The sequence below is a fragment of the Actinokineospora globicatena genome, assembly GCF_024171945.1.
Taxonomy (GTDB): Bacteria; Actinomycetota; Actinomycetes; order Mycobacteriales; family Pseudonocardiaceae; genus Actinokineospora; species Actinokineospora globicatena.
Map to the genome: position 1 here is coordinate 1,227,980 of NZ_JAMTCR010000002.1, position 14,152 is coordinate 1,242,131.

Annotated in this window: 13 protein-coding genes; 9 read left to right on the forward strand and 4 right to left on the reverse strand. The window is 69.8% G+C overall.

All coding sequences use genetic code 11. From position 1 onward, the window contains the following. Positions 1 to 47: 47 nt before the first annotated feature. The 3 genes from LV79_RS05870 to LV79_RS05880 all read left to right on the forward strand — a co-directional run bounded on the left by LV79_RS05870 (position 48) and on the right by LV79_RS05880 (position 4,528). Entirely contained in the window at positions 48 to 692 is a 645-nt protein-coding gene (locus LV79_RS05870; RefSeq protein ID WP_253832796.1) for an MBL fold metallo-hydrolase, read from the forward strand. Between the two features lie 130 nt (positions 693 to 822). Next, a complete protein-coding gene (locus LV79_RS05875) occupies positions 823 to 2,580 on the forward strand; it encodes a S8 family peptidase (RefSeq protein WP_253832798.1) in 1,758 nt (585 codons plus the stop codon). Between the two features lie 187 nt (positions 2,581 to 2,767). Further along, on the forward strand, positions 2,768 to 4,528 hold the full coding sequence (locus tag LV79_RS05880) for a S8 family peptidase (RefSeq protein WP_253832800.1): 1,761 nt from the start codon (positions 2,768 to 2,770) through the stop codon (positions 4,526 to 4,528). On the opposite strand, the gene LV79_RS05885 is transcribed toward LV79_RS05880, so the two are convergent. After that, entirely contained in the window at positions 4,525 to 5,337 is an 813-nt protein-coding gene (locus LV79_RS05885) for an SAM hydrolase/SAM-dependent halogenase family protein (protein WP_253832802.1), read from the reverse strand. The genes LV79_RS05880 and LV79_RS05885 overlap by 4 nt on opposite strands. 39 nt (positions 5,338 to 5,376) lie before the next feature. Here LV79_RS05885 and LV79_RS05890 point away from each other — a divergent pair, with 39 nt between their 5' ends. Then, positions 5,377 to 6,258 carry a phosphoribosylaminoimidazolesuccinocarboxamide synthase gene (locus LV79_RS05890; RefSeq protein WP_253832804.1) on the forward strand — a complete coding sequence of 294 codons (882 nt, stop codon included), beginning with the start codon at positions 5,377 to 5,379 and terminating at the stop codon, positions 6,256 to 6,258. Positions 6,259 to 6,308: 50 nt separating this feature from the next. Beyond that, positions 6,309 to 6,998 carry a DUF2334 domain-containing protein gene (locus tag LV79_RS05895; protein ID WP_253832806.1) on the forward strand — a complete coding sequence of 230 codons (690 nt, stop codon included), beginning with the start codon at positions 6,309 to 6,311 and terminating at the stop codon, positions 6,996 to 6,998. Positions 6,999 to 7,426: 428 nt separating this feature from the next. Here LV79_RS05895 and LV79_RS05900 read toward each other — a convergent pair whose 3' ends face one another. The 3 genes from LV79_RS05900 to LV79_RS05905 all read right to left on the reverse strand — a co-directional run bounded on the left by LV79_RS05900 (position 7,427) and on the right by LV79_RS05905 (position 10,054). Continuing rightward, positions 7,427 to 8,026: a CLIPPER-2 domain-containing protein gene (locus LV79_RS05900; RefSeq protein WP_285605681.1), complete on the reverse strand. Its 600-nt coding sequence runs from the start codon at positions 8,024 to 8,026 to the stop codon at positions 7,427 to 7,429. An 8-nt stretch (positions 8,027 to 8,034) separates the two neighbouring features. After that, on the reverse strand, positions 8,035 to 8,703 hold the full coding sequence (locus LV79_RS34765; protein ID WP_372495267.1) for an Ig-like domain-containing protein: 669 nt from the start codon (positions 8,701 to 8,703) through the stop codon (positions 8,035 to 8,037). A gap of 352 nt (positions 8,704 to 9,055) precedes the next feature. Beyond that, positions 9,056 to 10,054, reverse strand: a complete 999-nt coding sequence (locus tag LV79_RS05905) for an NAD-dependent epimerase/dehydratase family protein (protein WP_253832810.1) — start codon at positions 10,052 to 10,054, stop codon at positions 9,056 to 9,058. Positions 10,055 to 10,170: 116 nt separating this feature from the next. On the opposite strand from LV79_RS05905, the gene LV79_RS05910 reads away from it, so the two are divergent. From LV79_RS05910 to purL, 4 genes are all read left to right on the forward strand, one after another. Next, positions 10,171 to 10,713, forward strand: coding sequence for a hypothetical protein (locus tag LV79_RS05910; RefSeq protein WP_253832812.1), 543 nt, complete (start codon positions 10,171 to 10,173; stop codon positions 10,711 to 10,713). Between the two features lie 238 nt (positions 10,714 to 10,951). Next, positions 10,952 to 11,191 carry a phosphoribosylformylglycinamidine synthase subunit PurS gene (gene purS / locus LV79_RS05915; protein WP_092781753.1) on the forward strand — a complete coding sequence of 80 codons (240 nt, stop codon included), beginning with the start codon at positions 10,952 to 10,954 and terminating at the stop codon, positions 11,189 to 11,191. Next, positions 11,188 to 11,859, forward strand: coding sequence for a phosphoribosylformylglycinamidine synthase subunit PurQ (gene purQ / locus LV79_RS05920; RefSeq protein ID WP_253832814.1), 672 nt, complete (start codon positions 11,188 to 11,190; stop codon positions 11,857 to 11,859). Before purS ends, purQ begins: the two co-directional genes overlap by 4 nt. Next, positions 11,856 to 14,129, forward strand: coding sequence for a phosphoribosylformylglycinamidine synthase subunit PurL (gene purL / locus LV79_RS05925; RefSeq protein WP_253832816.1), 2,274 nt, complete (start codon positions 11,856 to 11,858; stop codon positions 14,127 to 14,129). Before purQ ends, purL begins: the two co-directional genes overlap by 4 nt. Positions 14,130 to 14,152: the final 23 nt, after the last annotated feature.

Below are 14,152 nucleotides of genomic sequence, written 5' to 3' on the forward strand. Positions count from 1 at the left end.
CCGCGAAGCTACCGGTCAGTACGGCCGCTGGCGATACCCTGGCCGACGTGAAGGTGACTCATCTCGGCCACGCCTGCGTGCTGTTGGAGACCGGGTCCGCCCGGCTGCTGATCGACCCGGGCGTCTGGTCGCACGGCTTCGAAGACCTGCGCGACCTCGACGGCGTGCTCATCACCCACCAGCACCTCGACCACTTCGACCCGGAGCGGCTGCCCGCGCTGATGGCCGCCAACCAGCACGCCGAGCTGGTCGTCGACCCCGGGACGGCACCCGAGGCCGCCAAGGCCGGTCTCCAGGCCCGCGTCGCCAACACGGGTGACGTCATACGGTTGGGTGGTTCTGCCGTCACCGCTGTGGGTGGCGTGCACGCGCTCATCCACGCCGACATCGTCATCCCGCCCAACCTCGGCTATGTGGTCGACGACGGCGCGTTCTACCACCCCGGCGACTCCCTTTTCGTGCCCGACCAGGAGATCTCCATCCTCGGGCTGCCCGTGGACGCGCCGTGGCTGCGCCTCGGTGAGGCGATCGACTTCTACCGCGCGGTATCGCCGAAGATCGCTTTGCCGATCCACGACCAGACCGCCAGCCAGAAGGGTGTCGACATCGCGCATTACCGATTCAGCACCCTCGGACCGGAGAACTCTCGGTTCGAAGTACACCCGGTCGGTACAACGATCGAGTTCTCCTAGGACCCGTTCGGGTAATTTCTTCCGGTCCGGCGTCCCATTGGCATGACAATCTCCTCCTGTGTGGGTGAAGGGTTCACCCTGCACCCCGGTCAGCAGCGACCGGGGGGACCTTCACCTGTGGAGGAAAGCCGTGTTCCTGCGTTCCCACTCCCGGCTCCGCCGCACGGCGGTAGTCGCCGCGGTCGGTGCCTGCGCCGTGGTCGGGTTGTCCGTCCCGGCCACCGCCGCCCCCGGCGTCCCCTTTTCCCCGGCCGCTCCCGCGGCGGCCCAGGCCGGTCTGCGCTCTTACCTGGTCATCACCGCGCCGAACAACACCGCGGGTGCCAAGTCAGCGGTAGCGACCAACGGCGGCACTGTCTTCGCCTCTTATGACGTCATCGGCGTCATCGTGGCGCACTCGACGGCCACCGACTTCGCCACCAAGATGCGCGCCGTCAGCGGTGTCCAGCAGGTCGGTGCCACCCGCACCAGCGACCTGCCCGCCCAGGCCAGCAACCCGCCGATCCCGGCGTCGCCGACCCAGACGACCCCCACCGCGGCCGAGACCAACCGCGCGGACATGACCCAGATCAAGGCCGACCAGGCGTGGGCCGTCACCACCGGGTCCCCCTCGGTCACCGTCGGCGTCCTCGACACCGGCGTCGACGACCAGCACTACGACCTCAAGGCGAACTTCGACGCCTCGAAGTCGGCCTCGTGCGCCTACGGCAAGCTCGACACCCGCGTCGGCTCGTGGCGACCGGAGGGCACGCACGGCACGCACGTCGCGGGCACCATCGCCGCGGCCAAGAACGGCAAGGGCATGGTCGGCGTCGCGCCGAGCGTCAAGATCGCGTCGGTCCGCATCGCCGAGGCGCCCAGCGGCCTGTTCTTCGCCGAGAACACCATCTGCGCGTTCGTGTTCTCCGGCGACCAGGGCTTCAAGATCACCAACAACAGCTACTACACCGACCCGTGGCTGTTCAACTGCCCGAGCAACGCCGACCAGGCCGCGATCCTGGAGGGCGTCAAGCGCGCCGCCGCCTACGCCGAGGGCAAGGGCGTGCTCAACGTCGCCGCCGCGGGCAACGAGAACATCGACCTGGCGAACAAGACCACCGACACCACCAGCCCCAACGACTCGACGCCCGCGAGCAGGCCGGTCACCAACGCCTGCCTCGCCGTGCCGAACGAGCTGCCGAGCGTGCTGGCCGTGTCGTCGATCAACTCTTCCAACGTCAAGTCGTCGTTCTCCAACTTCGGCACCGACAAGATCGTCGTCGCCGCCCCCGGTGACAACGTGTACTCGACGCTGCCCGGCGGCACCTACGGCAACTCCTCCGGCACCTCGATGGCCTCCCCGCACGTCGCGGGCGTCGCCGCGCTCATCCTCAGCGTCAACCCGGCGCTGACCCCGGCCCAGGTCCGCGCCAAGCTGGCCACCGACGCCGACGACCTGGCCTGCTCCGACAGCCGCTGCGCGGGCACCACCGCCAAGAACAACTTCTACGGCGACGGCCGGGTCGACGCCAAGGACGCGGTCGGCGGCGGCACCACGCCGGGCACCTCCTTCGAGAACACCGCCGACCTGCAGATCCCGGACGGCGGCGCGGCGGTCACCAGCCCGATCACCGTCACCGGCGTCCCGGGCAACGCCCCGGCGACGCTCAAGGTCGACGTCAACGTGGTGCACCCCTACCGCGGCGACGTGGTCATCGACCTGGTCGCCCCGGATGGTTCCACCTACCGCTTGAAGGGCTCGTCGACCAACGACGCCGCGGACAACGTGGTCGCCACCTACACCGTCAACGCCTCCACCGAGGTCGCCAACGGCACCTGGAAGCTCAAGGTCCAGGACATCTACCGCTCCGACGTCGGCTACCTGAACTCGTGGAAGCTGACCTTCTAGGCAAAAGCGCTACCTGGTAATACTCTGAAGGCCGTCCTGTTTGTCCCAGGGCGGCCTTCTGTTTATTCCACTTTCTCTGGGCCGTTCGAACCCTTTTTTCGCCAAGGATTCTTCCGCCGGGTGTTTTTGGTCATCATGGCGCGCACAGGGTCTCCCTGCCCCTGATCGAAACGCCCCGGAGGACATCGTGTTCCTGCGTTCCCGCGCCGGACTGAGGCGGACGGCGATCATCGCCGCGCTCAGCGTCGGCCTGATCACGCCCATGGCGGGTGTCGCCGCCGCGGGTCCCGGCAAGCCGGGTACCGGCAAGTCCGTGGCCGCCGCGGCCGGTCTGCGCTCGTACCTCGTGATCACCGCCCCGAACGACACCAGCGGCGCGAAGTCGGCGGTGAGCACCAACGGCGGCACGGTCTACGCCTCCTACGACGCGATCGGCGTCATCGTGGCGCACTCGACAGCCACCGACTTCGCCTCGAAGATGCGCTCGGTGTCCGGCGTGCAGCAGGTCGGCGCCTCCCGCACCTCCGACGTGCCCGCCGCGTCGTCGAACCCGGCGATCCCCACCTCGCCGTCGCAGACCACGCCGACCGCCAACGAGACCAGCCGGGTCGACATGACCCAGATCGGCGCGGACAAGGCGTGGGAGGTCACCACCGGTAGCTCTAATGTCCTCGTGGGCGTTATCGACACTGGTGTCGACGACCAGCACTACGACCTCAAGGCGAACTTCGACGCCTCTAAGTCTGTCTCCTGCGCTTACGGCAAGGTCGACGCGCGCACCGGTTCGTGGCGCCCGGTCGGCGACCACGGCACGCACGTCGCGGGAACCATCGCCGCGGCCAAGAACGGCAAGGGCATGGTGGGCGTCGCGCCGAGCGTGCGCGTCGCGTCGATCCGCGTCGCCGAGCCGACCACCCAGCTGTTCTTCCCGGAGAACGTGGTCTGCGGCTTCATGTACGCGGGCGACAACGGCTTCGCGGTGACCAACAACAGCTACTGGACCGACCCGTGGTGGGCGAACTGCCCCAACAACGTCGACCAGGCCGCGATCATGGAGGCCGTCAAGCGCGCGGCCGACTACGCCACCGGCAAGGGCGTGCTCAACGTCGTCGCCGCGGGCAACGAGAACACCGACCTGGACAACAAGTCCACCGACACGCTGAGCCCGGACGACTCGACGCCCTCGAGCCGCCCGGTCACCGCGTCCTGCAAGATCGTCCCGGGTGAGCTCGAGTCCTCGCTCACCGTCGGCTCGATCACCAGCAGCAACGCCAAGTCCTCGTTCTCCAACTTCGCCAACAAGGTCAATGTGGCCGCCCCCGGCGACAACGTGTACTCGACCATGCCCGGTGGCAACTACGGCCAGATGTCGGGCACCTCGATGGCCACCCCGCACGTCGCGGGCGTCGCGGCGCTGATCAAGAGCGTCAACCCGAGCGCCACCGTCGACCAGATCAAGGCCAAGATCGCCGAGCAGGCCGACGACCTGGCCTGCGGCAGCGACAGCCGCTGCAAGGGCACCACCGCGAAGAACACCTTCTACGGCGAGGGCCGCGTCGACGCGCTCGCCGCCGTGCAGGGCGGGACCCCGCCGCAGCCGGGTGGCCCGTGGGAGAACACCGACGACGTGCAGATCGCCGACAACGGCGCCGCCGCCACCTCGACCGTCACCATCGACGGCCGCACCGGCAACGCGCCCGCCGCGACCAAGGTCGACGTCAACATCGTGCACACCTACGTCGGCGACCTGGAGCTCAACCTGATCGCGCCGGACGGCACCAGCTACTCGCTGCGCCGCGCCAACCCAGGCGACGGTTCCGCGAACCTGACCACCCAGTTCACCGTGGACCTCTCCAGCGAGGTCGCCAACGGTGGCTGGAAGCTGTCGGTCCGCGACACCGCCACCTACGACACCGGCTACATCAACTCCTGGAAGGTCACCTTCTAGGACCGAGCGGGCGGTGCTGGAGCGGCTGCCAGCAACAGCACCGCCCGGTCACCGGGTCGCGGCAACAGGATCTCGGCGGCGGAACCCCCGTTGACCGCGATCGCGACCCGACCGGCCGAGTCGAGCAGCACGACGGCGTCGCCCGAGCGGGCGTCGGCGAACGTGCGCCCGACGACCGCTTCCAACGACCGGTCGCCGACCTGGGCATGGACCACCGTGCCCGGGTCGGCGGCCAGGTCTTTCGCGGCCAGTTGGACGTTCCCGAAGCGGTCCGCACCTAGAACCTCCGTCGTGACCCGACCTGGCTCGGTGTGTGTGACCGGCTCAGGTAGGCGTATCAGCGAGTCCAGGTCGACAGCGGGACCCAGCGCGCTGGGGTTGACGCCGTTGGCCACGTGCGCGGCGGCGGGCGCGAAGATGTCGCGCCCGTGGAACGTCGCGGACACCGGTGCCAGGTGGAACTCGGCGATCTCGTACGCCGCGATGGCCCCGCCGAGCACCTCGGCGGCCGACGGGAGCAGCCCGTTGTCCGGTCCGATGAGTACCCCCTCGGGTGACACGATGGCCACCGGTCTGCGCCCCGTCCCGACCCCCGGGTCCACGACGGCGAGGTGCACCGCGCGCGGCAGGTACGGCACCGAGCGCACCAGCAGGTCGGCCCCGGAGCGCACGTCCTGGCGCGGGACCTCGTGGCTGACGTGCAGGACACGCGCGTGTGGCGCGGTGCGGGCGATGACGCCTTCGCAGACGGCGGGGAAGCCGTCGGCTCGGCCGTAGTCCGTGGTGAAGCAAACCCAGTCGTACCCCACGTCCGAAGTGTGCGGCACGAATCCGTAGGCTGCACCAACGTGGCCACGCTCGAGGATTACCCGAAGATCGCCGCGGGCAAGGTCCGCGAACTGCACGCCATCGACGACGACCACCTGCTGCTGGTCGCCTCGGACCGGATCTCGGCGTACGACTTCGTGCTCGACACCCCGATCCCGGACAAGGGCCGCATCCTCACCGCGATGAGCGTGTTCTGGTTCGACCTGCTCGGCGACGTCGTGCCCAACCACCTGGTGGCCTGGGACGACCCGCGCATCCCGGCCGAGGTCCGCGGCCGCGCGCTGGTCGTGCGCAGGCTGGACATGCTGGCCGTGGAGGCCGTCGCGCGCGGTTACCTCGCCGGGTCCGGCACGCTCGACTACAACCGCACCGGCGCCGTCTGCGGGATCGCGCTGCCGCCCGGCCTGGTCGAGGGCTCCAAGCTGCCCGAGCCGATCTACACCCCGGCCACCAAGGCCCCCATCGGCGAGCACGACGAGAACGTCACCAACGACGAGATCGCCGAGGTCATCGGCACCGAGCACGCGACCGTGGTGCGCGACCTGGCCCTCGAGGTCTACCGGCGCGCCGCCGACCACGCCGCCGAGCGCGGCATCATCCTGGCCGACACGAAGTTCGAGTTCGGCCTGCTCGACGGCCAGGTCGTGCTGGGCGACGAGGTGCTCACGCCGGACTCGTCGCGCTACTGGCCGGTGGAGACCTACCAGCCGGGCCGGGCGCAGCACTCGTTCGACAAGCAGTTCGTCCGCGACTGGCTGACCTCCCCGGCGTCGGGCTGGGACCGGGCGAGCAACACCCCGCCCCCCGCGCTGCCCGACGAGGTCGCCGAGGCCACCCGCGGCCGCTACATCGAGGCGTACGAGCAGGTCACCGGCCGGAAGTTCGCCGACTGGATCGGCTGAGTCACCACCGGCGACACCTGGTAGTCACCCGGTGGCGCTGTGCTGGTGGGGTGACGGCTCGACTGCTGGTCTCGCTGTCCGGGATCGACGCCCGGACCCTGCACCACTGCGCCGATCTCGCCGAGCACCTGGGCAGGCGCGGGGTGCCACTGTCCCTGTTGGTAGCCCCCCGACTCGCAGGCGCGGCCGTGGACTGGGTCCGCACCCGCCGCCTCGTGGGCGACGACGTCCTGCTGCACGGCTTCGACCACACCCGGGAACCCCGTGGTCGGACCGTGTCGATGCGGCGCCCCGAGTTCGCTTCGCTGCCCGCGCACGAGGCCGGGTTGCGCCTCACGGCGGCCATGTCGGCCATGGAGCGCGCGGGCCTGCACACGACCGGTTTCGCGCCACCGCGCTGGCTGGCCTCGCGTGGGACCTTGATCGCTTTGCAGCGCAAGGACTTCACGCTGTGCGCCGACCTCGTGGGTGTCCACGACCTGCGGACGGGTGCCGTGTGGCGGTCGCGGGTGCAGTCCCTCAGCAGCCACGAACGGGCCGAGACGTGGCGGTGCTTCGCGCTTGTCCTGGCCGCGAGCCGTACTACCCGCCGGGCGGGCACGCTCCGGCTTGCCATCGACGCGGCAGACCTGTCTCGTCCTTCCCACCGTGCGGCCTACCTGGACGCTGTCGACACTGCCCTGGACAACGGCGCTACCGCTATGACCTACCGGGCCTGCACAGCGCTGTCTGCGGCTTGACGCCTGCGGATAACCAACAACGTGCTCGTCCCAGCCAGGACGAGCAGGATGCCCAGCCAGGCCAGGTGGTGGGGGGCCGTGCTCCGGTGTCGGCCAACTCCGGTTCGTCCTGCTCCGGTACGGCTGGTGCGCTGCCGATCTGCAGGTCGACGACCACCAGGGTCGTGGACTGCACAGTGACCTGGGTGGCCGTTGACGCGGTACCTGTCGCGGGGTCGGTAGCGGTGCACGAATAGAGGCCGTAGGGGAGCTGGGTGAGGTCGTATGAGCCTGCCGCGTTAGCGACAACGGTTATTGGGACGTCGTCGGGTGTGGAGAGAATGCCGTCTAGACCCGCCCAATGACAGACCACCTGCGCGCTGCTTACCGGTGCTTGAGTGCCTGTGTGGATGGTCCCCTTGATCGCGCCCTTACCCACTCCGGTGAAGTTAGCGGCAACGGCCGAGGTGCCGTCGACGACAACAGTGACTGACCAGTCCGCGTCGGACGTGTAGGTGAATCCGGCGTTGGTTAGAAGTGATGGTGCAAGCCAAGACAGTGCTGTCGGTGAGAGTTACTCCTATCGCCGGCAGAGTGGTGTTGCCGGTGTTGGCCACTGTGTAGGTCACGGTGATGTTGCCGCTGTTGAGCGACGCTGCGGCGGTGACTTTCAGGCCCGGCACGCGCGCGAGCGGCACGGTGGTCTCGTCGAAGCCGCTCGCTGGGCCGCCAGTGCTGTTCGCGGTGACGTCGATACGCCTGGTCAGTTGGCCCGCGTCGATCTCGGGCTGGGTCAGGGTGTGGTTGTGGGTGCACGCCACGTTGCTGCCGACGGTGAGCGTGACGGCGGTGCATGTCGCGCCGGTGGGGGTGATGTCAACCAGGGTGACGTTGCCGGTGTTGGTCACGGTCCACGTCCACGGGACAACATCACCTGCTGCCGGTTGGCTTCCCGCGTTCGGTGGCGTCACCGCAATGCTCAAGGCAGGTAGCGCTACCGCGCCAATGACGGTGATGCCGACACCTGACTCAACCCACAGCTGCGACACCGGATCAGTCAGGCGGTAGGTAAAGCTGTCGGGCCCGGTGTAGCCAGGTCCGGGTGTGTAGCGGAACCCGGTTCCGTCTTAGTCCAAGTCGCCGTCGTCTGAAGACGTGCGGATGAGCAAGACGCAACCCGGGCACGAACTGGTGGCTGGATGGCGAGATCTTGGTCGACTGGGGTGCTGACCGCGAGCGGTGGTGGGGTCACCAGAATCCGCACGGTAGAGGACACCACCTGCGACCCATCTCCCGCCGTGTAGCCGAAACTGGCCAGACCGGCGAAATCAGCGGGCGGTGTCCAACCGACTGCGCTGCCTTCGCTGACCGATGTCCCGTAGCTCGCTGTCGTAACAGAGGTGATCGTGCAGCCAGGGCAGAGGTCGTTCGCGAGCACGTCCAGGCCGGTGACAGTTCCGCCTGCTGGCATGGTGATCGCGTCCGGTAGGGCATTGCTGACCTCAACCGTAAGTGTTGCCGTTGCGGTAAGAGCGGTTGCTGGATCTGTCGCGGTCCGGTGTAGATCGTGATCGTGTGGCTCTGCGGAGTGGTGGTCGCTGCAGATGCCGTGAACAGCAGGTACCGCGCCACACCGGTTTCGGTGAGGTCGGGTAGCGGAACCCTGGTGGGCTGGTCGGTCGCGGGCGCGATCACCCCGCCGGTGAAGCCGTCCACGCCGAGCCACAGTCCACTGCGCGCTGTCTGGCCACTCACCCGGTAGCCCGCGTAGCCGGACGGCAGCTGCGCGTTGGTGTCGACGTAGAAGTGGCTGCTGTGCAGCGCGACCACCGACGGTGTGCCCGGCCCACCGCAGCGCGGCGGGGCCGCCTCAGCCGGGTGAACCAACCCGGGCGCCAACCCCGCCGCGACGAGCGCGACGACCAAGAGGCGGGCGAACGCGCGCCCGGGCTTCCCGCGGAGCATTCGTTCTCCCTCGGATGACAACCGGACACCACCCCGCAGGCCATCGGCTGCCCAGGCGGACCACCTCGAGCACCGGTACCTGTTCGGTGGGGTTGCGCCCCGCTGTCGGGTGACTACGCGCCGAGGGCGGCGATCACCTCGGCCTCGTCCTCGGGAGTCAGGCCTGCCTTGCGTTCACGGTCCAGGCCGAGCGTGCGCTCGTGGTCGAGGGCCCCGGCCACGGCGTCGGCGAGGGAACGCGGGGTGAGGCCCGCCGCCAGCGCGGGCGCGGCGTCGCGGGAGGCCATGTATCGGTGGCTCGCGGGCAGCCAGAGCGGGAGCGAGCGGGGGCCCGCCCAGGGGTTGACGCCCAGCTCGAGCAGCTTGTCCGGGCTCGCTCTCACGAACTCGACGTCCGCGCCGAGCACGTCGGCGATCGCGGTGAGCAGGTCCGGCAAGGGCCGCGCGGGGCCGACGCCGTCGAAGATCCCGGTGGTGCCCTTCTCGGCGGCGTCCACGATCCAGGCGGCGAGGTCGCGGACGTCGACGATCTGGATGTCGTGGTCGACGTCGGGCACCAGCACCCGGCCACCCCGGGCCAGGCGTTGCGCCCAGTAGCCGAACCGGTCGTGCTCGTCACCCGGCCCGGTGATCAGACCGGCGCGCACGATCATGGCCTTGGCGCCGACGGCCGCCGTGACCGCCTGCTCACTGGCGACCTTCACCGAGCCGTACAGGTCGGGATCGTCCTTCATCAACTCGCGGGTGCCGTGCACCGTCCTCGGCGGGAGCAACGGGTCGCCCGCCCCGGTCGGCCGCGCACCCGGCTCGGCGTACGCGCTGATCGACGACACGAACGTCCAGTGCCCGACCTGCTCGCCGAACGCGGCCAACGCCCGCCGCACCCACTCGTAGGAGATCGTCGCGACGTCCACCACCGCGTCGAACCCCTCCCCCACCAGCGGCTCGAGCCCGCCCTCCACATCCCGGTCGACCCGCACCAACCGAGCCCCCTCCGGCACCCGCCCCGCCTGTCCCCGCGCCGCGCACACCACCTCGTGCCCCCGCCGCACCGCCTCAGCCGCCACCGAGAACCCCACGAACCGCGTCCCACCCAAAACCAGAATCCGCATACCCCCACCCTCACCCGCCCGCCCCCGCCCCACCACCCCTCTCGCCACAGGCGAACACGAAACGCACACACGTTCGAGTGATCCAGACCGGTCCCGCCGGAGCCGATCTTCCTTGGGTGACCTTGCATGCCTTCGTTGACGAGTCCAGCCGTGGCGACGCCTACCTGTTGGTTGCCGCGTGCCTCGACCCGGCTCAGCTCAACCGGACTCGGAAACTGATGAAGTCGCTGCTGCTCCCCGGCCAGCGCGAGTTGCACTTCAAGAGGGAATCGCCGCGGCTGCGCCGACTCGCACTGTCCCGGATGGAGGAAGCGGGATTGGGGTGTTGGGTCTACGCGGCCGACTGCGGCAACGGGCACGAGCCCGCGCGGCAGGCCTGTCTCGCCGCGCTGACCGTGGACCTGCTGGGGGTCGACGCCACCCGGATGGTCATGGACAGCCGAGACGATCGGGACCGGCTGGACGAGGCGACGATCCGGGTGGTGCTGACCAAGATCGCCAGGGCGTCGGGGCTCGTCTACGAGCACCACCACGGCCCCGGTGAGCCGCTGCTGTGGATCGCGGACGCCGTCGCGTGGTCGGTGGGTGCGGGCGGGGACTGGGGCCGCCGCTCGGAACCGCTGGTCGGCCGCCGCGTCACGGTGCCGGTCCCCGGATAGCGCGAAGCCCAGCCGCCGTCCGTCCGGACGTGGGCTGGGCTCACTTCCCTGGCTTACGGGCCAGAGCAACACGGCAAGATTAACCGCGCGGTAGCGGTTCGCCAAGGCCCGTTCGCCGGTCCCACTCGATCGTGTGACGTGGGCGAGGTCGTGCAGGTCAGCGGGGGCGGTGGGGTGAACTCCCAGGTCAGGTAGGCTTCCGGGGTATTGGCCTCTCGAACTCGAGGAGTAGCCCGCCGTGGCCCGAGTTGTCGTCGATGTCATGCCCAAGCCGGAGATTCTGGACCCGCAGGGTCAGGCGGTGGCCCGTGCGCTGCCCCGGCTCGGGTTCGACGGGGTGTCCGATGTCCGACAGGGGAAGCACTTCGAACTCGAGGTCGACGACTCCGTCGACGACGAGACCCTGGCCAGGATCGCCGAGGGCTTCCTGTCCAACCCGGTGGTCGAGGACTTCGTGGTGAGGCGGGTGCAGGCGTGAGGATCGGCGCGGTCACCTTCCCCGGCACGCTCGACGACAGCGACACCATCCGGGCGATCAAGGCCTCCGGCGCCGAGGCCGTCGCGCTGTGGCACGGTGACGCCGACCTCAAGGGGGTCGACGCGGTCATCCTGCCCGGTGGCTTCTCCTACGGCGACTACCTGCGCGCAGGCGCCATCGCCCGGTTCGCGCCGGTGATGGGCGAGATCATCGCCGCCGCGCGCGGCGGGTTGCCGGTGCTGGGCATCTGCAACGGCTTCCAGGTGCTGTGCGAGGCCGGTCTGCTGCCCGGCGCGCTGCTGCGCAATGCGGGCCTGCACTTCGTCTGCCGCGACCAGTGGCTCAAGGTCGAGAACGCGGGCACCGCGTGGACCAGCCGCTACGACGCCGGTGCCGAGATCATCATCCCGGTCAAGAACATGGACGGCCGGTACGCCGCGCCGCGCTCCGTCGTGGACGAGCTGGAGGGCGAGGGCCGGGTGGTCTTCCGCTACGCCGGGCTCAACCCCAACGGCTCGACCGACGACATCGCGGGCATCAGCGACCCGACCGGTCGCATCGTCGGCCTGATGCCGCACCCCGAGCACGCCATCGACGCGCTCACCGGGCCGTCCGACGACGGTCTCGGCATGTTCCTGTCCGTCCTCGACTCGGTGGTGGCCGCGTGATCGACAGCGTTGACAACGCCAAGGCGACGCCGGAGCAGGAGCAGCCGTTCCGCGAGCTCGGGCTCAAGGAGGACGAGTACGCCAGGATCCGCGAGATCCTCGGCCGCCGCCCCACCGACGCCGAACTGGCCATGTACTCGGTGATGTGGAGCGAGCACTGCTCGTACAAGTCGTCCAAGGTGCACTGGAAGCACTGGTCGGCCAACACCACGCCGGAGATGAAGGCCAAGATGCTGGCCGGGATCGGCGAGAACGCCGGTGTGGTCGACATCGGCGACGGCTGGGCGGTCACCTTCAAGCTCGAGTCGCACAACCACCCGTCCTACGTGGAGCCCTACCAGGGCGCGGCGACCGGCGTCGGCGGCATCGTGCGCGACATCATGGCGATGGGCGCCCGCCCGCTCGCGGTGATGGACCCGCTGCGCTTCGGCGCCCCCGACCACCCCGACACCAAGCGCGTGCTGCCCGGTGTCGTCGCCGGTGTCGGCGGCTACGGCAACTGCCTCGGCCTGCCCAACATCGGCGGTGAGGTCGTCTTCGACGCCTCCTACCAGGGCAACCCGCTGGTCAACGCGCTGTGCGTCGGCGCGATGCGCACCGAGGACCTGCACCTGGCGCACGCGTCGGGCACCGGCAACAAGGTGATCCTCTTCGGCGCGCGCACCGGCCTCGACGGCATCGGCGGCGTGTCCGTGCTGGCCAGCGAGACCTTCTCCGGCGACGAGGGCGGCACCGGGCGCAAGAAGCTGCCCGCGGTCCAGGTCGGCGACCCGTTCACCGAGAAGGTGCTCATCGAGTGCTGCCTCGAGCTGTTCGCCGAGGGCATCGTCGTCGGCATCCAGGACCTCGGTGGCGCTGGCCTGTCCTGCGCGACCAGCGAGCTGGCCAGCGCGGGCGACGGCGGCATGCTCGTGCAGCTCGACCGGGTTCCGTTGCGCGCCACAGGGATGACGCCCGCCGAGGTCCTCTCCAGCGAGTCGCAGGAGCGGATGTGCGCGGTCGTCAAGCCGTCCGATGTGGACGCCTTTATGCGGGTCTGCGCCAAGTGGGACGTGATCGCCACCGAGATCGGCGAGGTCACCGACGGCGACCGGCTGGTCATCACCTGGCACGGTGAGACCGTTGTCGACGTCCCGCCGCGCACCGTCGCGCACGAGGGCCCGATGTACGAGCGCCCCATCGAGCGCCCGGACTACCAGGACGCCTTGCAGGGCAACGGTCCCGAGCAGCTCGCTCGTCCGTCCACTCCGGACGAGCTGCGGGCCGAGGTCGTGCGGATGGCGGCCAGCCCGAACCTGGCGTCGCGGCGGTGGGTCACCGAGCAGTACGACCGCTACGTGCGCGGCGGCACCGTCCTCGCGCAGCCGTCGGACTCCGGCATGATCCGGGTCGACGAGGAGACCGGTCGCGGCGTGGCGCTGGCCACCGACTGCAACGGCCGCTTCGTCAAGCTCGACCCGTACACCGGCACCCAGCTCGCGCTGGCCGAGGCGTACCGCAACGTCGCGGTCACCGGGGCCACCCCGCTCGCGGTCACCAACTGCCTCAACTTCGGCTCGCCGGAGGACCCGGCGGTCATGTGGCAGTTCGAGCAGGCCGTGCGCGGTCTCGCCGAGGGCTGCAAGGAACTCGGCATCCCGGTCACCGGCGGCAACGTCAGCTTCTACAACCAGACCGGCACCACCGCCATCCACCCGACCCCGGTGGTCGGCGTCCTCGGCGTCATCGACGACGTGCGCCGCCGCATCCCCACCGGCATCGGCGCGGAGGCGGGCGAGTCGCTGCTGCTGCTCGGCGACACCCGCGACGAGTTCGGCGGGTCGGAGTGGGCGCACGTCGTGCACGGCCACCTCGGTGGTCTGCCGCCGAAGGTCGACCTGGCCCGCGAGCGGCTGCTCGGCGAGGTCCTGCTGGCCGGTTCTCGCGACGGCATGATCTCTGCCGCGCACGACCTGTCCGACGGCGGCCTGGCCCAGACGCTGGTCGAGACCTGCCTGATCGGCGAGGTCGGCGCCCGGGTGTTCCTCGACCAGGACCAGGACCCGTTCGTCCAGCTGTTCAGCGAGTCCGCAGGCCGTGTTCTGGTCGCCGTGCCGCGCTCGGAGGAGCTGCGCTTCACCGAGATGTGCACCGCCCGGGGCCTGCCGTGGCGCCGCACCGGCGTCGTCGACCCGGAGTCGCAGTCCCTGGAGATCCAGGGCGTCGGCGACCTGCCGCTCGCCGAGCTGCGGGAAGCCTGGGAGGGCACCCTCCCCGCGTTGTTCGGCTGAGTCTCACCTGAGCTGGGCGGTCC

Excerpts from the sequence above, each read along its gene's own strand:
- LV79_RS05905 (WP_253832810.1), bottom strand. The coding sequence starts at position 10,054 with ATGCGGATTCTGGTTTTGGGTGGGACGCGGTTCGTGGGGTTCTCGGTG.